Annotated in this window: 13 protein-coding genes; 7 read left to right on the top strand and 6 right to left on the bottom strand. The window is 41.3% G+C overall.

Annotation, left to right across the window (positions count from 1 at the left end; all coding sequences use genetic code 11):
* Nucleotides 1-54: 54 nt before the first annotated feature.
* Nucleotides 55-2,532 carry a S9 family peptidase gene (locus L1077_RS27605; RefSeq protein WP_237137424.1) on the top strand — a complete coding sequence of 826 codons (2,478 nt, stop codon included), beginning with the start codon at nt 55-57 and terminating at the stop codon, nt 2,530-2,532.
* 36 nt (nt 2,533-2,568) lie between these two features.
* Here L1077_RS27605 and L1077_RS14130 read toward each other — a convergent pair whose 3' ends face one another.
* The 5 genes from L1077_RS14130 to L1077_RS14150 all read right to left on the bottom strand — a co-directional run bounded on the left by L1077_RS14130 (nt 2,569) and on the right by L1077_RS14150 (nt 7,328).
* The gene (locus L1077_RS14130) at nt 2,569-3,420 is read right to left on the bottom strand and encodes an EamA family transporter (RefSeq protein WP_237137425.1); all 852 of its coding nucleotides are present in this window, start codon (nt 3,418-3,420) and stop codon (nt 2,569-2,571) included.
* Between the two features lie 178 nt (nt 3,421-3,598).
* A complete protein-coding gene (locus L1077_RS14135) occupies nt 3,599-4,381 on the bottom strand; it encodes a class I SAM-dependent methyltransferase (protein WP_237137426.1) in 783 nt (260 codons plus the stop codon).
* Between the two features lie 99 nt (nt 4,382-4,480).
* Nucleotides 4,481-5,566, bottom strand: a complete 1,086-nt coding sequence (locus tag L1077_RS14140) for a methyl-accepting chemotaxis protein (RefSeq protein WP_237137427.1) — start codon at nt 5,564-5,566, stop codon at nt 4,481-4,483.
* 203 nt (nt 5,567-5,769) lie between these two features.
* Nucleotides 5,770-6,612 (bottom strand): GGDEF domain-containing protein, encoded by an 843-nt coding sequence (locus L1077_RS14145; protein ID WP_237137428.1) that lies wholly within the window; start codon nt 6,610-6,612, stop codon nt 5,770-5,772.
* A 293-nt stretch (nt 6,613-6,905) separates the two neighbouring features.
* Entirely contained in the window at nt 6,906-7,328 is a 423-nt protein-coding gene (locus L1077_RS14150) for a DUF3429 domain-containing protein (RefSeq protein WP_237137429.1), read from the bottom strand.
* A 241-nt stretch (nt 7,329-7,569) separates the two neighbouring features.
* Between L1077_RS14150 and ahpC the strand changes: the two genes are divergently transcribed.
* The 4 genes from ahpC (at nt 7,570) to L1077_RS14170 (ending at nt 13,094) form a co-directional block, all read left to right on the top strand.
* Nucleotides 7,570-8,139, top strand: coding sequence for an alkyl hydroperoxide reductase subunit C (ahpC, locus tag L1077_RS14155; protein WP_063363575.1), 570 nt, complete (start codon nt 7,570-7,572; stop codon nt 8,137-8,139).
* Nucleotides 8,140-8,246: 107 nt separating this feature from the next.
* Nucleotides 8,247-9,815, top strand: coding sequence for an alkyl hydroperoxide reductase subunit F (gene ahpF, locus L1077_RS14160; protein ID WP_237137430.1), 1,569 nt, complete (start codon nt 8,247-8,249; stop codon nt 9,813-9,815).
* 366 nt (nt 9,816-10,181) lie between these two features.
* A complete protein-coding gene (locus tag L1077_RS14165) occupies nt 10,182-11,963 on the top strand; it encodes a motility associated factor glycosyltransferase family protein (protein ID WP_237137431.1) in 1,782 nt (593 codons plus the stop codon).
* A gap of 309 nt (nt 11,964-12,272) precedes the next feature.
* Nucleotides 12,273-13,094: a hypothetical protein gene (locus tag L1077_RS14170; RefSeq protein ID WP_237137432.1), complete on the top strand. Its 822-nt coding sequence runs from the start codon at nt 12,273-12,275 to the stop codon at nt 13,092-13,094.
* A gap of 506 nt (nt 13,095-13,600) precedes the next feature.
* Here L1077_RS14170 and L1077_RS14175 read toward each other — a convergent pair.
* Nucleotides 13,601-14,068, bottom strand: a complete 468-nt coding sequence (locus tag L1077_RS14175) for a DM13 domain-containing protein (RefSeq protein WP_237137433.1) — start codon at nt 14,066-14,068, stop codon at nt 13,601-13,603.
* Between the two features lie 659 nt (nt 14,069-14,727).
* Between L1077_RS14175 and L1077_RS14180 the strand changes: the two genes are divergently transcribed.
* Both L1077_RS14180 and L1077_RS14185 read left to right on the top strand, forming a co-directional pair.
* Nucleotides 14,728-17,898 (top strand): glycosyl hydrolase family 18 protein, encoded by a 3,171-nt coding sequence (locus L1077_RS14180; RefSeq protein ID WP_237137434.1) that lies wholly within the window; start codon nt 14,728-14,730, stop codon nt 17,896-17,898.
* Between the two features lie 66 nt (nt 17,899-17,964).
* On the top strand, nt 17,965-19,575 hold the full coding sequence (locus tag L1077_RS14185) for a lytic polysaccharide monooxygenase (protein WP_237137435.1): 1,611 nt from the start codon (nt 17,965-17,967) through the stop codon (nt 19,573-19,575).
* Nucleotides 19,576-19,590 lie beyond the last annotated feature (15 nt).

The following is a 19,590-nucleotide window of genomic DNA, read 5'->3' on the forward strand; positions in this document are numbered from 1 at the left end:
ACCAAAAATAAAGATATGATGTCCCGTTGTGGCTATTTGACTAGGACTACATAAGTGATAATTATCAGGGCATTAATTCTATTTGTTAGCGCATGTATGTTAAGCGGTATCGGGTACGCCGATGCATCTACCTACAAGCAACCCTCAGCAGAGATGGCTGAGTTGATACAACATCATAGTGTTCCAGAAGCCCTAGTGAATTCACAAGGTAGTTGGATGGCATTACTTACTGAGCAAACAGAGGCCCATTCAAATACGTCAACGTCTAATCTTCTTGGTGTGCATTTCAATACAGCCACTAATTTGCATACTGATTTGCCAAGATATTCATCTTTGTCTTTTAAGCACATCGATACTGGTGCAGTGTTAAATGTTACGGGCATTCCACAAGGGAATATTGTACACCCCACTTGGAGTGCAAATGGCCGATATCTCGCGTTTGTGCTTGAAACCATGACGAGTGCGCACCTGTGGATTTATGATATTAAGCGCCGTAAACCAAAAAGCTTATCGAGCTTTGCGCTGAACGGCTTCGCAATTAAAAAACCGTTTGAGTGGCTTGCTGATGGCTCAGGCTTGATTGCAAATATTAGAGTGAATCTGTCACACAACAAAGTTCTTCATGAAGTAACATCAGATATGGACACAGGGCCATTGGTCGTGACTTCAACGGCCAAAATAGCAGAAGTAGATAACGAGGGATTCAGTGCAGCGAAGCAGTCTCAATTTATGCAGTTTGCACTAGGGCAGTTGTATAAAGTTCCTTTAAATGGCAAAGCTGTGGCAATTGGGCAGCCAGCGTATTTTAGCGAGTTTAAGTCATCGCCAGACTCCACGAATTTAATCGTGGCCATGATAGATGTGCAAAATTTGTCAGATATGTCAGAACAAGATTTTGATAACCAAAGCTTCAGCGTTTGGCAGATCTGGGGTATGAGAGGCGTGCCCTTGTACGAGGTGTTTCGCCCAAAAAGCACACTCTCTGAGCAAGACATACTGGCTCAGCCATTTGTTGACTCGACACTTAAAAGAGGCTTTCAATGGCGTGCGGATAAAGGGGCTACGTTAGTTTGGGCACAGTCAGAGCCAGATGAAGACAATGAGAGCTTATACAGTATCTCAGCACCGTTTAGACGCGATCCTAGACTGTATGCAGACGTGGAAGGGCGCGTGTCTGAAATCATTTGGGGCGATAACCAACTGGCGCTTATGGTGATTGAATCTGATCAAGATAATAAATCCTACTATTCTTTTTCTCCTTTGACACCAGAACGCGCGAAAGTCAGGTTAAGCTTGTTTGATGAGATGGGGTCAGGTGAACAGCGCGAACTTGTCATGACAAAAAATGAATTAGGCGTTCCAGTTGTTAAAGTGGCAGGTGGACGATATTTATTTTTAAAGGGCACAAAAAGGCAAGATGGTGTGGATGTACCTTACCTGGCAAGATTTGATGCTCGCGGCAATCTTATCACGCCTATCTGGCAATCTAGCGCACCCTATTTTGAGCAGGTGATTGCTGTGTTGGCAGATGATGGTATGCAGTTTGTGACACGCAAAGAGTCCAAAGACAATCCGACGAATTACTTTTCTCGGAATCTCACATTTGATGTTGTGGAGCAGCTAACAAAGCATGCCCATCCATATCCCAGCATGCAGCCGATCCGCAAAGAGGAAATGCAGTTTAAAGTGGGTGCCGGTAAAGTGATTAAAGGTGATTTTTATCTTCCTAATAGTTTTGACCCAAGCTTAGGGCGCATCCCATTGGTGATTTGGCTTAATAATGGTGAACAAAATAAAGCCAACCAAGAAATAGACTCGCCGTATTTATTTCCTGAGCTTAATGCAATGAATGGCGTCCCATTTGTTCATGAAGGCTATGCTGTTTTAAATTTAAAAAATATGCCTGTATTAAACGCAAAGCTACAGGGTCAGCAATTAGATAAACAACTGCGTGATGCTGCTAAAGTAGTCATTGATACATTAGTATCACAAGGTATCGCTGATAAAAGTAAAATTGCTATCGGTGGCCATGGACTAGCAGCAACGAATGTCATGAAATTACTAACGCAAACTGACATGTTCGTTACGGGTATTGCCAGAAGTGGCACATATAATCTAACACTAGCGCCATTTATGTTTGGTGATGAAGCGCAGAGTTTGTGGGCTCAGCAAGATAAGTATTTGGCAAACTCTCCATTGTATTTTGCTCAAAACATGAAAAGCTCTGTTTTATTGATGCATGGCTATCGAGATCGTCAAGTTGGCAGCTATCCAGTGCAGTCAGAAAGAATGTTTAGTGCGTTGAACGATCTTGGAAAAACAGCAAGGCTTGTGTTGCTTCCCAACAGTGATCATACCTTTAGCGATGATAAAGATTTACTGCACATGCTATATGAGCAACAGCAGTGGTTGAAGCTGCATTTTGAACCTTTGCCAGAAGTTGAGGAGTTGGATCAGGTGCCTGAGGCGCTGCGTTTTGAATTACCCAGCGAGCAAGAAACTGAGTCTGAATACCCTTCACCTTGGGGTTAGCAAAAAGGCCCTGAATAGGGCCAACTGCAATTGATGTTAATCCTCTTTGGTGGTTATCGAGCTGCCTAGTGATGCCCCGATAACTAAAAAGATGGCAACCCATTGCCTGAATGAAAGTAGCTCTCCCAAAATCAATAGCCCTGCCAATGCGGCGATAGCTGGCTCTAAGCTCATCATGATGCTAAACCCTTGTGCAGGCATGTTTCGTAGTGCCACCATTTCTAAACTGTAAGGCAAGGCGCTTGATAATATGCCAATGGCAAGCCCCAATGGGATCAGCGACCAATCCAGCAATGCACTTCCTTGAGAGATAACGCCATAGGGAACGACTGCAAATGCCGCGATACTCATTCCCAGAGCAACAGCCATCCCACCTGAGCTTTGGCCCCCTGTTTTTTTGCCAAAAATGATATACCCAGCCCAACATGCACCAGCGACAAGTGCAAGTAGAACGCCAATGGGGTCAAGACCATCGACTTCGTTCATATTTGGTAAAAGCAAAATGATACCTGCAATGGCCAGCAGTACCCACAAGTAGTCTCTTTTGCGTTTGGAAGAAAATAGCGCGACAGCAAGTGGCCCGGTAAACTCAAGTGCCACGCCAATTCCAAGGGGAATACGAGCAATAGCATAATAAAAGGTTAAGTTCATAATGCCGAGACATAGGCCATATAAAATAACAGGTCGCCAATTTTTCGGTAATTTCCGCCAAGGTTTAAAAATCAAGCATAGTATCAATGCCGAAAAGCCTAGACGATATGCAGTGGTCCCTTCTGGTCCCACATGAGGAAAAAGTTGCTTTGCGATTGATGCGCCCGACTGAATAGTGATCATAGCGAGTAAAAGGCATGCAATTGCATATAAAAAGCGTTTATCAAAAAGTTGCATATTTGACCTACCAATGTGAGAAGGGCGCTAGTCTAAAGGGTTACGGACTATCTCTCAATCATTTTGTATACATTATTCTTTGGGTGAATAGGCTTTGAACTTTTATGTAATTTCAGTGTTTATATTGTTTTATTTAGGTGTCTTTGTTGTGTTTTTTGCGTGTCTAGAAAGGGCCGCATCACTGCGGCTGATTTAAAAATGCCTGCCATGCATCTTCATGTTTTGACATTTGCTTGTGTTTTTTTGAATTAAGGTGTGCTTGCCTATCTTGCTCTGTTAGGAATGGCCCAACACGACACATTGCACAATGAGATGGCTTGAGGTAATCGGGTTTCGTCAACGCTAAGCAATCAAGATGTTTTGGTGACCAAAAATAACTGATCCCACGAGTATCTTTGACGTGTTTGTCTCTATCGACATTTCGGACCTTATATTCAGGGAATTGCTTGATATAAAACTCAGTTTGTCCGAGATAATCAATGTTTAGTCCTCTATGAAGCGTTTCCTCTAAATTCCATTCGCAATATGGCTTAACGTCTTTTGAAGTAATAACACTGAGCATTGGTCCTGTTGGATCTAATGCCACTGATTGCGAGTAATTTAAGAAGTGCCTCAGCAGCCTTCTGTTCAAGGTATTGATACTTAGCGCACTTTGCTTGAACGCTTCGTGAGATGAAAAAGCAGGAATAAGTGGAAATTGAAAGATAACAATATCAAATGTTTGTCCTGCCAACCGTGCCCAAGAAGCGCTACTTGTTGCGTCAAACTCGGTCAGTACTTGAGTGTCGGTATTTCTCAGTTTATCCAGTGCATGGTTTTGGTATTTTGCGCGCAAATCACCTTCACTGTCGTAAATGCTTGCAACAATAAGCTTTGGGTTTAAGTATTTCTTGATTGAGTAGGAGAAGCTTAAATCCCCATCACCGACAGTTAAGATCCGCCAATTTGATTTTAATTGCATGAGTAAACACTGACTATTTCAAAGTTGCGGATTATATCAAGATTTTTATCTCGAAGTCGCTAACTCTTAGCGACTTTTAGAGGGGAATACGTAAGCGCCTTAAACGTTTCTCAATTCATCAAGTAAATGCATCACGTCTACACTGGCTTGTTCCATTTTATTGAGTTGCTGCACAGCACCTTGTTTATCGCCGTTATTGAATTTTTTAATCGCCTCAACACCTGATCTGTGCACTTCTTTATGTGGGCTTTCCAAGCGTCTGTAGGCTGAGTTATCTGAATATTGTTTGGAACCATCTCCAGAAAACCATTTACCTAAACGACATGAAGTGTGATCTGCAAAGTCCGATACTGATTTATTGCTGCTGCCCATAATGACGGCATACACCTCACTTTTCCACACTACATGGTCAAGCTTCACGGTTTGAATGAAAGTTTGCTGGGTGGCATTTGAAATGGTTGTTTTCATAGAACTGCAGCTATTGACGATATGACCGTACTCATCATTCAAGTGTTCTATACTGTTAGACAGTGTTTTGTTCGATTCTTGAATGACAGAGACATCTTTCACCGTTAATTGTGTCGTATCTATGATTTTAGTAACCAGATCAGACACTTCATTGGCGGATGCACTGGTGTTGTTTGCAAGCGCACGTACTTCATCAGCAACAACACTAAAGCCTCTACCTGCTTCGCCTGCACGAGCAGCTTCGATAGCAGCATTGAGCGCAAGTAGGTTTGTTTGATCTGAAATCTTGGATATTGTTGCCACAAAAGTATGAATGTTGTCGGCCATATGAGATAGTCCAGAAATATTATCCGTCATGCTAGACATATTATCTGATAACTGTCCCATTCCTGTCAGTATGTTAGAAAGTGACTTTTCAGATGTTTCAAATGATTGGTTGACCTGTGAAATAGCATTACTATCTTGCTCTATATTTTGAAAACTCTGCAAAACAGTTTCACGTATGCCTTCTATCTGACTCATACCAGATAAGGCGCATTGTAGGAGTTGGTTGTCTGTATTGTCATTTAACTGCTGCTGAGCTTCAATCAGCTCGGATTGTAATCGAGCATTTTCTTCACTCAGCCGTTCATTTTCCTGGCGTTGTTGCGCCAATTCTGTTTTTACTTGTGATAGCTCTGATTTCAGATCTGAGCTAGAAAATAAGTTGTTGAACACGATTCAATCCCCTTTGTAATGTGAGCGCACTGAGTATTTAGAAATTTGCAGCTTGGTTTTATTTTTTTAATGTGTATTCGCTGAGCCAGACACTGGCTAGCTTCAACTATAAATAATTTTATAGCTGCTACTTTTTCAATGATAAATCAAAGGGTTTTATTTTGGAAAAGTTTTATTGCAAAAGCGCTATATTCACTCAAGCCTTAACTCACTCGCGGTTTTGACCGCACGGATTTAAGGTTTTTGTTGCTATACATGGAAGCATCCGCCAAGTGCAGTAGTTTGTCTGGCGCAACATCGGTGTCAGTTGCAGTAAATCCAATACTGATACCAACGCCATATTCAAATACTTCTTCGAGGAGCTTTTTACGAAGCTGTTCGTCATTTTCAGTGTCAAATGTACCAAACGCGACAAACTCGTCTCCACCAATTCTGAAGCAGTTATCTTCACCGAAAAGATCACTTAAAGATTTGGCCACTTTTTTTAAGATAAGATCCCCACAACTGTGCCCAAATTTATCATTAGCACACTTAAAGTCATCGAGGTCGAAATAAAATAGCGTTTGATATTGCTCACAAAGGCTTTCAAATTGAGTGAAGCATGCACGTCGATTGCCGATCTTTGTCAGTTCGTCATGGGTTGCGTCAAACTTAAGCTTTTCTTCCAGGCGCTTTCTTTGATGGATTTCTTTATTGAGCTGGGAGATAGCTTCTCGCTGTCTAACTATCATGGTATAAAGCGAATAGCAGATAAGTAAAAAGCCAAATTGTTTTAAAGAGGTATCAAGCGCGATTACGGGTAAAATATCTACAGCGATGAAATCATCCAGTAAATCAAGTAAAAGCCCTACACAGTATATAGACCAAGCAAATATCAAGATATTGTTTTTGAGGTGAGGCGCGGAGTAAACAATCATGGCAAACGCGATAGCGAACCAGAAGAGCTCTTCTATTGAGTCCAGTAGATCGCCTGGCTGTTCCATCATCCAGAGGTAGAATGTGACAACAAACACCCCGATGAATCCGTAAAGCAGCTTTTGAATCATATATGCACTCCTAACGCTCCCCTTTAACTTATAGCAGTTTTATTGTTGTTCTGCTTGTTTGAGAACTAATTTACCGTATTGATTCATATATTTGAATTGTTTAGTTGTAAATTATTCAATAAAAAATTCTTGCCGTTATAAGTTATGTACTTGATTTAGTGAAAGGGAGTATGTCGATACTTCTTTTATTATTCGAATATGTTAATCGATAACACCATAAACGTGTAGCAATTTTACATGTCGTTAAAGGAATAGTTAAAATATCGACGTGCCTTTTGTCAAAACAGTTTATTCTATCTTGTTAATTCAATGGCTTGAGCAATCATAAATAGATGAGAAACGAAGACAACAGACGTGAGCACAAACCTCATCTGCTTATAATCCCTGTGAGCGTCTTGCCATTTTGGCATGCTTTTTTCAAACCACAGTACTAACCAGTAGCTTGCACCCAAATAAACTAATTGTGCGGTTAAGGATACTAAAGCCAAGACCGGAAATGGAATAACAACTAAAACAGCCAGTATGGCATGAACTTTTGGTTGATCACCTGCACGCCACAATGTGCCGGCCATAAACGCCAAAATCCCCATACTGTAAAAGCTAAATACACTGACTAGGGTTTCTGAGCTACCCAACATCAAAGTTGATGCGATGCAAAGTAAAAATGGGACAAAGCCAAAGTAGCCTAATTGGATGTGGTTGAAATATGGATGCATAAAAACTCTTAGTTAGTTTGGATTTTAAGGTTAATCGCGCTGTGCGTTAACTGCTATTACTCATTGTTACGAGTAGATTATACCTAAGGTTTACATTGCTATTGAGTTTGTTTAATCAAAATAATCGATAGCAATGATAGTTTTAATCAATTTTATTTAAAAGCTCTGAATCTATATCTTTGTAGTCAAGCAAGGCGAGCACACTCGCAAACACTAAATACAACTGACAAAGAGGATAGCCATGAGCACTTCATTGATTAACACTAAGCTCTTACCTTTCAACGCCACAGCATACCACAAGGGCGATTTTGTATCAGTTTCTGAGCAAGATTTATTAGGTAAATGGAGTATCGTTTTCTTTTACCCAGCAGATTTCACTTTTGTATGTCCAACTGAATTAGGTGATTTAGCAGATCACTACGCACAGCTTCAGGAAATGGGTGTTGAAGTGTACTCAGTATCAACAGATACACACTTCACACACAAAGCTTGGCACGATGCTTCAGATACAATCAAAAAGATTGAATTCCCAATGATTGGAGACCCAACAGGCAAAATTACTCGCAACTTCGGCGTAATGATTGAAGAAGAAGGTCTAGCACTACGCGGTACGTTTGTGATTAACCCTGAAGGTGAAATTAAAGTAGTTGAAACGCATGACCTAGGTATAGGTCGCAGCGCGAATGAGCTACTGCGTAAGGTACAAGCTGCACAATACATCGCAACGCATGATGGCGAAGTATGTCCAGCATCTTGGCAGCCAGGTGAAGAGACGTTAGCACCATCACTAGACTTAGTTGGTAAAATCTAACTTACCTCAGATATACCTACCCACATTTGTGGGTAGGCAATCACTTTCGACCGCCAGTTAATAATCAAGCAAGCATGTGCATTGCGTTTCAATGAGGAATTATATAAATGTTAGACGCGCAAATTAAAGGTCAATTAAAAGAGCACTTTAAAAATATTAAATCGCCAATAGAGCTGAGAGTGGCGTTAGATAACAGCAAAAAGTCCAATGAGTTGAACTCGCTGGCTCAGGACCTAGCTTCATTGAGTGACGAAATATCGGTGGTTGAAAACTATGATATGAATGCGAGACGACCATCTTTAGTTGTCAGCTCAACTGATGCGAATACCCAAATCAGCTTTGCAGGCGTCCCAATGGGCCATGAGTTTACTAGTCTAGTGTTAGCGTTATTACACAGTGGTGGACATGAAACCAAGTTAGACCCGGATGAATTGGAAACCATAAGCGGTATCGACACGCCTTTAAACTTTGAAATTTATGTTTCGCTTAGCTGCCAAACTTGTCCGCAAGTTGTCCAAGCATTAAATGTGTTAGCAGCAAGCAACCCTTTAATCACAACAACGATGATCGATGGCGCTTTATTTCAAGAGGAAGTCGAGCAGCGCAATATTATGGCCGTGCCTAGCGTATACCTTAATGGTGCACTATTTAGCCAAGGGGCCGTTGGTTTATCAGATATATTGAAAAAGATTGATAGCAACTCAGCACAGAAGTCGGTTGAAAAAATTAATAAAAAAGCACCTTTTGATGTACTCGTTGTTGGTGGTGGTCCTGCGGGGGCATCCGCGGCGGTATATTCTGCGAGGAAGGGGCTAAATACAGGCGTTGTTGCAGAGCGCTTTGGCGGCCAAGTCGCGGATACCATGAGTATTGAAAACTTTATTTCTGTTCAAGAAACAGAAGGCCCGAAATTAGTCGCGCAGCTAGAACAGCATGTGAAGCAGTATAATGTTGACGTCATGGACGGTAATAGAGTTGCAAAAATCGCTCGCAATGAATTTTTAGACATTGAATTAGAAAATGGCGCTAAATTACAAGCCAAATCAGTAGTTATCTCGACGGGGGCAAGATGGCGAAATGTAAATGTGCCTGGCGAGCAAGAATATAAAGGCCGTGGCGTTGCTTATTGTCCTCATTGTGATGGACCCTTGTTTAAAGGTAAACCTGTTGCGGTAATTGGAGGCGGTAACTCAGGTATTGAGGCGGCCATTGACTTAGCTAACATCGTAGAGCATGTCACTGTGCTTGAGTTTGCAAATGAGTTAAAAGCTGATCAAGTGCTTATTGATAAAGCCAACAGTTTGCCAAATATTACGATTCACACCAATGCGCAAACAACCGAAATTACCGGTGATTCAAATAAGGTGACTGGCTTGAACTATCGTGACCAAACGACAGACGAAGCGCATAGTTTGAATATCGCAGGTGTGTTTGTACAAATTGGGTTGGTGCCTAATTCGGAATGGCTAAAAGGCAGTGAAGTAAATTTAACGCAGTTCGGTGAAATAGAAATTGATAATAAAGGGTCAACTAATATGCCAGGTGTATTTGCTGCAGGCGATGTGACAACTGCACCATATAAGCAAATTGTTATTGCTTTGGGCAGTGGTGCGACAGCAAGTTTAGGTGCTTTTGAGTATTTAATTCGTGAAGAAGGTACAGCGACTGCTGCATAGTTTCCCTTGATAGCTGATCAACTCAGCTGACTTTATTCATTGCAATATACCCATGCAATGTTTCTCCAGCCACGCCTTTGCGTGGCTTTTTTTATTCTATTTAAATTTATAATTATATTAATTTTTTAGCGCAAAAGGTGTTATTGAAAACGATTTCCTTTTTTTGAAAACAGAAAGTAACTATAAAAAGTAATTTTAAAGTATTGGTTTTTAGAAAAAATTTGATGAAGGTTGTGGAATCCCCCTATTTTTTATTGACGAAAAAGAGGAATGGTGAAAAAATTATTGTGCTCTAAATGTTTGGAATTTATAAACTATATGGAATTAATAGATCACAATTTGAGAACCCTTAAAAAGTATTTTTCAATGGACTTTTATTTACGGGTATGTGCTCAAAAGCCTTCCGAAATTGTAGAGTTACAAAATGATTTTTATGGTGAGGGTATTGCCGCTAAATGTTATCAACAGGTCAGTTTATTTTTAAAAACTCCAACACATTTAAGTCTGAGCTTTTCAAGCAATACTCACACATATACTCACCAGCTTTGTATAAACAAATTAAATAGTATTGCAGATAACCTAGGGCGCAATGCTAATTCCAAACCTCAACGAGGCACTTTAGTTATACTCGGTTTGGGTGCTGGCTATCATATAAATAAGTTGATGTCAGAGATCAGGTATACGGATGTTATTGTAATTGAACCCGATGAAAAGCATTATGCAATGGCCTGTCAACATATTAATTTTGCTTCGTTAAAAGCAGAGTGCCAGAGCAGAGGTGGTTCACTCACATTACTTAATACAGAGAATTACCAACAGTTTTTAACCCAAGTGAAACAACTAGTTAAAAAGCAAGGTGTACATTTACTTGCTGATATTAGTGTTTATCGACATTACAGCACGCCTATGATGGACCGAATTTTTTCGGATTTTAAGCAATGGCGAAATGGCTTTGCAAGTATGTGGGGTTACCTTGAAGATGAACTACTTGGTTTAAAACATACTTGCGAGAATTATCAAAATACACGAGTTGGCGCGCATGAAAATATTTTTTCAGAGTTTTCGAGTTTTCCAGTTCTCATTGTAGGAAACGGGCCGTCTTTAGATAAAGACCTTCAACATATTAAGACACAACAAGATCGCGCGCTGATTGTTTCTTGTGGTACATCATTGAGTACATTGATGAAAGTGGGTGTCACGCCTGATTTTCATATTGAAATGGAAAGGACATCGGTAAACTTTGAGATAAAAGAAGATGAGCTGTGTGACCCACGAATAAAGGGTGTGGTACTGATTACTCTGAGCACTATTTACCCTAAGTTAATGCAGCAGTTTGACCGGAGAATTGTTTTTACTAAAGGCAATGATTTAGGCGCTGAATTAGCATCACTATCATGTAAAGGGAGTAAGCCTCTATATCATTGCAATCCAACCGTTACCAATATGGCGGTAGCTGCTTTTTTACGTATGGGCTTTAATAATATAGTTTTACTGGGTTGTGATTATGGTTACATCGATCAAAATAAGCACCATAGTCAACTCTCAAGTTATTACGATCCAAATAATGCGCTCTCAAATGTTAGCTTTGACAATGAAATGGCAGTAATGGGGAACTTTAGGCCTCATGTATTTACTTCTCGGATCTTCAATGAAGCACGTTCCGCGCAAGAAAGGTTACTGGCCCAGTACCCTCTCGCTCAAGTTAAAAATGCAAGTGACGGTGCCTTTATTGAAGGTACACAGCCTGTAGAGTTTACCGAATTATGTTTTAGCAGTAATGGTAAAAGCGAAGTTTTATCTAAGATTAAAGAGTATGCGGTAGAACACACCGGCTCCAAGCTTGATTGTGGCGCGTATTTTTCACACGCTAATGAACGACTTAATTCGCTAAAGCAATCGGTTGGTAGAGCAAATTCAGTAACAGGCGTAGTCTCCATATTGAACGCTTTTATAGTGGGTTTGCGCGAGAACAAAGACTCATTGATTTATGAAATACTTTTGTCAGGGTCAATAAAATATATTGTTGGCACTATTGCAAGTCATATAAATCACTTACCTCTGAGCTCATGGACAGATTACGACACCCAAATGCGGAAAGAGTTACAATCTATGCTTGATGCATTAATGAAAAAATTATCTCATGGGTAACAAATAAAAAAATAATCTTAGTTTACGGTAAGGTGCAAGTAAACACGTAATGGATAAAGAACGAAATATTCGGGATGCGTTTGCTATAAATTTAGAGTAACTAACTTTCAAAAAATGCTCATCAGTTTGGGTAAATAAGCCTGATTTTTTGAAATTATTTTAGTTTTATAATTGTGATTATAAAGGATTTATTTTTGGTTGCCATCTGTCGCTTTTTAATTTTTTATACCTTAAAAAGTGAATACTGATTTTGAGTAGCTAGAAGTCGATTAAACATCCATCCAATCAAACAGACAATAAGGGACTTTAATGAAGTTTAATATAAAAACAGTTTTACCAATTGTAATGGTAGCCGCCCATTCAGGCAAAGCTGTCTCTCAAACAATAGACTATTTTACTGGGGAAAATCAGCCTACTCACGTTAGTGAAGGGTATCAAGGCAGTGAGTTTAATAGTCAATTTACGGCAGGCGATTCATTCGGTGCAGGCGATTCATTCGGTGCAGGCGATTCATTCGGTGCAGGCGATTCATTCGGTGCAGGTGATTCATTCGGTGCAGGCGATTCATTTGGTGCAGGCGATTCATTCGGTGCAGGTGATTCATTCGGTGCAGGCGATTCATTCGGTGCAGGTGATTCATTCGGTGCAGGTGATTCATACGGCTCTAGACCGGATGATTTTGAAACTTTCCCTATGGATGAGAGCAACCCAGAAACAGGCGGATTTGAACATTATGGTGTGCTATATCTTGAAAAAGACCAATACAAAACTGGACACTTTGAACCATTTTTAAGCATGTGCATAAGAACAAACTCATCATCAATAATTGGGGCTAGTTCATTAAATGATGAAGCAACTTATGGAGATAAGTATATTGTTCATGGCGAGTACGGTCAGTTTTATCCGGGCATGCCTGATTTTACAGGTATCAATTTAGAGGTGAGCTATGCTTCTACAGGTGGAAAAGAATATATACGATTGTGGAAATATGGCACTAAGTTTGAGTTTGAAGGTTGGCTACATAATGGCGTAGAGATACATGGTTCCTTAGGTAACGTCAGAGCTTTTTATAAAGGCTCTGAAAGGTATGATGCTGAGGGATGTGAATCAACTTTAGGGCATAGATACTAATTGTAAGTCTGTAGGGGAGTTACGATCGATTAACTCCCCGTATGATATTTATCTTAAATGAAATAGACACACTTCATCAAATAAACTGAATGTAATTTTTATATCCAACTTCCTATCTTTTCGCAGTGTATTAATACGAGTGAAGCTCAAAACACAAACGCGGATTACTTCGTACCATTACCAATCAATGAGCTAAACTCGGTTGACATACAACAGAATGTGTTGAGTTCGATTGTAACCATTATATTTTCGTGATGCCCATAGTCACTTCCAAGAGTGCTATAAGATATGTGTGAAAGTGGGCAAGTATATCGCATTGCATCAAGCTTCTTATACGACAGCATGTACAAATTACTAATTTTGCATTCAAGGGCAAGGGAGGTCATGCGATAGGCTAAAATAAAAGGCTAGATGCGCACTGCAAAAAAGGCTGCGATCCTCATTTAGATAGTGGCTAATGATCTAATAATAGGGGCCTGTTTGGCCCCTTGAACCATATCATTTAGTTACTGATACTTTCCTGCAGTAATGAATTCACCAAACGTTTCACACCACACGACCACAGTCGAAAACTTTTCTATATCAATGCCTGTTGGCACATCAACAATAAAGCCGTTAAAGCTCGAAACCATACTGACAAACTGCATCGTGTTTTTATGCTGTTCAAATTCAACTTCATTTTCTACGAATGTAGGCGATAGATATAGCCGATAGTCAGGGCCTGGCGCCAGCCTGCCTTCAAACGCGATATTTTTCTCCCCAATAAACACATTGCCTTCACCGAAATGCAAAAAGTCTGAGCCTTTTAGGTTTTTATTAAACATGGCTGTGAACTTTGCTTGATTGGCCGCCGTTGAGAGCGCTGTTTGTGTGGGGGCTGGCGTAGCCATCATGATAGGTAAAGAGTATACCCCCAGTGCAAATCCGGCACAAAAAATAAACACAGTAAACAAAACTTTAAACAAAAATCGCATCTTATATATGCTCTAGTAAATGAATGTAACTTAACCTTAGCTTGACCACTCTAGGAGTCAAACACTTGTATGTTTTATTTGTGTTAACTGGCTTGTTAATAAAAAAACATTCCAAAAAAGTGCATTTTGTAATAATAAGAGATGATTGACATTTGTAGGTTTAACTAAAGGTCCAAATGAAATAGTGAAGTACCTCAGTAATTGCATGAAAATACTAAAGTATTCTTTCTTAATCTATAATTATTTCTTTTTTTATTTCTATTTGTCAAATATCAACATGACGATTAGGTGATTTATAGTACAAATAAAAGTATTAGAAATTTATTTTTAATTAATGAAAATGGTTTATCTTCTGGTTTGTCCTCGCCACATTGTAAATAAAAGCAAACAAAAATCATGTTAATTAAGTTAACATTCGCTCTTTGTTTTTTGTTGTTTATTTGTCAACAAAACAATCAATATCAATGTGTTACGTAACTCATAATTTTGTCTAAAACGGTCTTTTTCTAGTTATTTGGTTTGTTATTTTTAATTTCACCTAATCCCTTGTGGTGTGTTTTTGGATCGGTACAATCGCCGCTGCTCAGTATTGCATTAGGTAATTTTGTTACTAAATGTAATTTTATAAACAAAAATCATACAAATTAGGAAATAATCAAATGAGCGTGTCTAAATCCTCGAATAAGGTACTCAAGCTCAGTGCCATAACCATGGGTTTGATCAGTGCATCGGCTTTTGCCGAGGTAAACTGTGACAGCCTAGCAAGTTGGGAAGCAGGTAAAATTTATGTTGGCGGCAATCAGGTGCAACAAGATAACGTTGCATATAAAGCAAATTGGTGGAACCGTTCTTCACCAAAACTAAAATCTGGCCAATGGCAAGAGTGGACGAAGCTAGGCGAGTGCAGTAGCGCAGAGCCTGTTAACCAAGCGCCTTCAATTAAATTGCTCAAGCCAATCGCGGATATCACCGTGGCTGAAAATGAACAAGTCATCATTGATTTCTCTGCTAACGACAGCGATGGTGAAGTGAAGCATGTTGCGGTATACCACAACGATGCATTGGTAAAAGTATTGAGTCAGGCACCATATAGCTTTTCTTGGCAAGCGAAACAGGGCAAGCATGAGTTCCATGGTGTTGCGTTAGATGATGATGGTGCTACTGCAAAATCAGTCAGTCGCAAAGTAAGTGTTGAGGCGTTGCCACCGAAAGATCAAAATACAGCACCGATCGCACGCTTAGCAGCACAATTGCCAAGTGAACTAGAAGTGGGTAGTCAGATTGTATTTACTTTGATTGCAAATGATAAAGAGTCAGATGGTTTGACTCAATCACTCTCTGTGAATGGCATCGAAGTAGTCAGCACATCTCAAAATGAATTCGAATATGCATGGACAGCCACTGCAAAAGGTCCGCAGACATTTGTCTTAGTCGCTAAAGATGAACACGGTCTAGAATCAGAAAAAATAAGCCGAACTTTTACGGTGAAAGCGAAAGATGATGGTCAAAGCTCACATGACGATTGTCGCCCTGCTGGTTTATACCAAACGGCGGGTGTAACGCCGTCTTACTGTGATATTTATGACAGTGAAGGGCGGGAAAAAATGGGCGCCGACCATCCAAGACGTGTGATTGGCTACTTCACAAGTTGGCGCCACGGCAAAAACGATCAGCCAAGTTACCTTGTTAAAGACATTCCATGGGACAAGATCACGCATATCAATTACGCGTTTGCGCACGTCAATGATAAAAATGAGATAAGCATTGGCAACCCGAATGCAGACGGAAATGCGGCAACCAATATGACTTGGCCAGGTATTGCTGGTGCTGAAATGGATCCTAGCTTGCCATATAAAGGGCATTTCAACCTGCTGAATAAATACAAAAAGCAATATCCACACGTGAAAACCATGATCTCGGTTGGTGGCTGGGCTGAAACTGGTGGCTATTTCGACGAAACGGGTAAACGCGTGAATAACGGTGGTTTCTATACGATGACCACGAATGCGGATGGCAGCGTTAACCATGCTGGTATTGCACAGTTTGTGAAAAGTTCGGTTGAGTTTTTAAGAACCTATGGTTTTGATGGCTTAGACGTTGATTATGAATACCCATCATCAATGAAAGACTCTGGTCACCCAGAAGATTTCCCTGTGAGTAATGCAAGGCGTGCAGGGTTAAACAAATCTTATCAAGTGCTGATGAAAGAATTACGTGAAGCGCTTGATAAAGCAGGTGAGCAAGACGAAAAACATTATATGTTGACCATTGCTTCTCCGTCATCAGGCTATTTATTGCGTGGCATGGAAACCTTCCAAACAGCACAGTATCTAGACTTCGTAAATATTATGTCGTATGACTTACACGGTGCGTGGAACGATCATGTTGGTCACAATGCGCCGCTTTACGATACGGGTAAAGATACAGAGCTTAAGGTGTGGAATGTCTACGACACTAAAGAGTTCGGTGGTATTGGTTATTTGAATACAGACTGGGCGGTGAACTATTTCCGCGGTGCATTACCTGCAGGGCGTATCAACATTGGTATTCCATATTACACCCGTGGCTTTAAAGACGTACGCGGTGGTGAAAATGGCTTATGGGGTCGTGCACCTTTGCCAAACCAAAGCGATTGTCCAAAAGGCACAGGTATTGGTGAGAAGAACAAATGCGGTAACGGCGCAATTGGTATTGATAACCTGTGGCATGACATTGAAAACGGTCAAGAAGTGGCTGCCGGTTCTAACCCACTTTGGCATGCGAAAAACCTTGAGCATGGGATCAACCCAAGTTACTTAGAAGTTTATGGCTTAACCCCTGAAACCGATGCAGATGATGTTCTGCGCGGTGACTATGTGCGTCATTACGATGACGTTGCCGTTGCACCATGGCTGTATAACGCCGAGAAAAAAGTATTCCTATCGATGGAAGACACAGAGTCTATGAAAACCAAATTAGACTATGTGGTTGATAAGGGGCTGGGTGGTGTCATGTTCTGGGAGCTTGCTGGTGACTTTGATTATCACGCTGATAAAGGTGAGTACTTCATGGGCTCGACAATGACAGCGCTGGCATACAACACCTTCAACCAAAGTGGTGTGGCCTATGACAATCATGTTGGTGATAGTGCATTTGCAGTACCCACCGAAGCAGTTGATATTGCATTTGAAGCGAAAGATTTCCCGGTGGGTGACCAAAACTACCCAATTCGCCCAACGTTTGCCTTTACTAATAACTCTGAGATTGACCTGACCGGTGCAACGATCACGTTCAATGTACCCACATCTACCTCGGCTATTTTCAAGTCAAATTGGAATGCGCGCAAAAAACTGGGTATGCGTGTAGAGCATGATGCGTCAAATTCTGCTGGCAATAACATCGGCGGTTTTGAAAATGAATTCCACCGTTTTTCAATCACATTTAAAAATGAGTGGGGTGGTCAGCTTGAGTCTTTTGCCCCAGGCGAGACTGTGAACGCGCAGGTTATGTACTACATGCCTATCACAGGCCCTGTGAACTTTATTGTTGAAAAAGACGGTAAGCAGTATGCGTTTGCCTCTGAATATCCAGAGTTGCCAGTCGCTAAAAAACACATTCCAAACCCAGGTGACGGTGATAAAAACCCACCAAATGGGCAGCAGTGTGAAGGCGTGAAAATTGAGAACATCAACACGTATCCAAACTGGCCTCGCACCAACTGGGCAGGTGATCCAAGTCATGCTGTCGGCGGCGACATGATGATCCACAACGGCGCTGTTTACAAAGCTAAGTGGTGGACAAATGGCACACCAAGTGACGGTGGCGCATGGCAGAAAGTGTGTAGCCTGTAACGGCCACTTTTATTCCCAACCGGAGTGATCTGCGGATCACTCTTACAATCAATAAATGAGAAAACTATGAGACAACAAGTAACCTTATGCGCGCTGGGCGTAGCCATAGGTGTGGGCGTCATTGGTAAAGTGAACGCGCATGGCTATATGGACTTTCCCAAAGCGAGGCAAGCAATCTGTCAGGAGCAAGGTGGATTTTGGTGGCCAAAAGATGGCTCAAAAATCCCCAATGCCGCATGCCGTGCTGCATACCTTAAATCAGAACACGTGCAATTTATTCAAAAGCATGAGTTTGCAGCAAATACAGCAGATTTTCGCAACCAAGCCGCTGTTGAAGCAAATATCCCAGATGGCACCTTGTGTGGCGCAGGTGATAGCCAAAAAGCGGGGATGAATATTCCATCAACGCAGTGGCAGGCAACAGAGATAAAGCCAAACGCTAATGGCAAAGTGAAAATTCGTTATCGTGCCACAACACCGCATAACCCCAGTTTTTGGCAGTTTTATTTAACCAAGCCGAGTACTGATTTTAAGCAAAAACCACTTGCTTGGAATGACTTAGAGCTGGTGCAAGAGCATGGCAATATTGCATTTTTCATGGCACCAGATGGCAAGCGCTATTACGAGATGGAAGTTGCGATCCCAGAAAAGTTTTCAGGTGATGCGATTTTATATAGCCGCTGGCAGCGTGATGATGTGGTGGGTGAAGGCTTCTATAACTGTAGTGATGTGACCATTGTGCGCGGTACTGAGCCAACACCGACGCCAGAAACTTGGTTCCCCGTTGACTATTTTGTTAAGCAAGGTCAAGAGGCAAGTGCTGGAGACACTGTGTGGGTCAGAGTATTCAACGGTAATGGTAATGAGCTTATTCAAGAGCGTTTCGATGTCACTTCAGCCAATGAAACACACTGGCAAAGTCAGTTTGCTTTAAATCTCAGCACGCAATTTGCTGACATTGTGCGCATCGGTGTGAAAGACAGCTCGGGTAATATTGAGTTTAGTTCTGAGGCAGTTTCGAGCAACCAAGTCTTTTTATCGGACAAGTCATATAGCTATAACTTATCGGTGATTTCAAAGCCGAAAAATACCGCACCAACAGTGCACACGCCAGCGCCAATCACCATTGATGAAGAGCAGAGCAAGCACTTGCATGTCCATGCATTTGATGACGAGCAGCCAACTCTGAAGTTTGATTGGCAGCTACCAAGTGCATTGAGCTTTATCGGTTCTGGTTCAACCATCACGATCACTGCGCCAAAGGTGGACGCGGATACGCGCTTTGACGGCAAAGTGACCGTGTCAGATGGCAGTTTAAGCAAAACAGTCCCACTGGTTGTGAATGTTAAAAACATCGATACCGATCCTGGCACGCCAGACAAGCCAACAGGGGATACTTGGGAGCCCAGCAAAATCTACACAGCTGGCGATACCGTGGTTTATCAAGGCAAAACTTACCGTGCTAAATGGTGGGTTCGCGGCCAACTACCAACGTCGAGCCATGCGTGGGAGTTAGTACCAAGTGGTGATGATTCAGATGCAGGTAACACATCATGGCAGTCAAGCAAAGCCTACCGTGGCGGTGAAATCGTGACTTTTAACGGTGCCCGCTATCAAGCTCGCTGGTGGACGCGTAATCAGCAACCTGACCAACATTCCGTTTGGAAAAAACTATAAAAATATCATAGAGGT

The sequence above is a fragment of the Pseudoalteromonas luteoviolacea genome (assembly GCF_021654285.1).
GTDB classification, from domain to species: Bacteria; Pseudomonadota; Gammaproteobacteria; order Enterobacterales; family Alteromonadaceae; genus Pseudoalteromonas; species Pseudoalteromonas luteoviolacea_J.

Coding starts and splice junctions, on each gene's coding strand:
- L1077_RS14130 (WP_237137425.1), bottom strand. CDS start 3,420: ATGCAACTTTTTGATAAACGCTTTTTATATGCAATTGCATGCCTTTTA.
- L1077_RS14135 (WP_237137426.1), bottom strand. CDS start 4,381: ATGCAATTAAAATCAAATTGGCGGATCTTAACTGTCGGTGATGGGGAT.
- L1077_RS14145 (WP_237137428.1), bottom strand. CDS start 6,612: ATGATTCAAAAGCTGCTTTACGGATTCATCGGGGTGTTTGTTGTCACA.
- L1077_RS14150 (WP_237137429.1), bottom strand. CDS start 7,328: ATGCATCCATATTTCAACCACATCCAATTAGGCTACTTTGGCTTTGTC.
- ahpC (WP_063363575.1), top strand. CDS start 7,570: ATGAGCACTTCATTGATTAACACTAAGCTCTTACCTTTCAACGCCACA.
- ahpF (WP_237137430.1), top strand. CDS start 8,247: ATGTTAGACGCGCAAATTAAAGGTCAATTAAAAGAGCACTTTAAAAAT.
- L1077_RS14165 (WP_237137431.1), top strand. CDS start 10,182: ATGGACTTTTATTTACGGGTATGTGCTCAAAAGCCTTCCGAAATTGTA.
- L1077_RS14170 (WP_237137432.1), top strand. CDS start 12,273: ATGAAGTTTAATATAAAAACAGTTTTACCAATTGTAATGGTAGCCGCC.
- L1077_RS14175 (WP_237137433.1), bottom strand. CDS start 14,068: ATGCGATTTTTGTTTAAAGTTTTGTTTACTGTGTTTATTTTTTGTGCC.
- L1077_RS14180 (WP_237137434.1), top strand. CDS start 14,728: ATGAGCGTGTCTAAATCCTCGAATAAGGTACTCAAGCTCAGTGCCATA.
- L1077_RS14185 (WP_237137435.1), top strand. CDS start 17,965: ATGAGACAACAAGTAACCTTATGCGCGCTGGGCGTAGCCATAGGTGTG.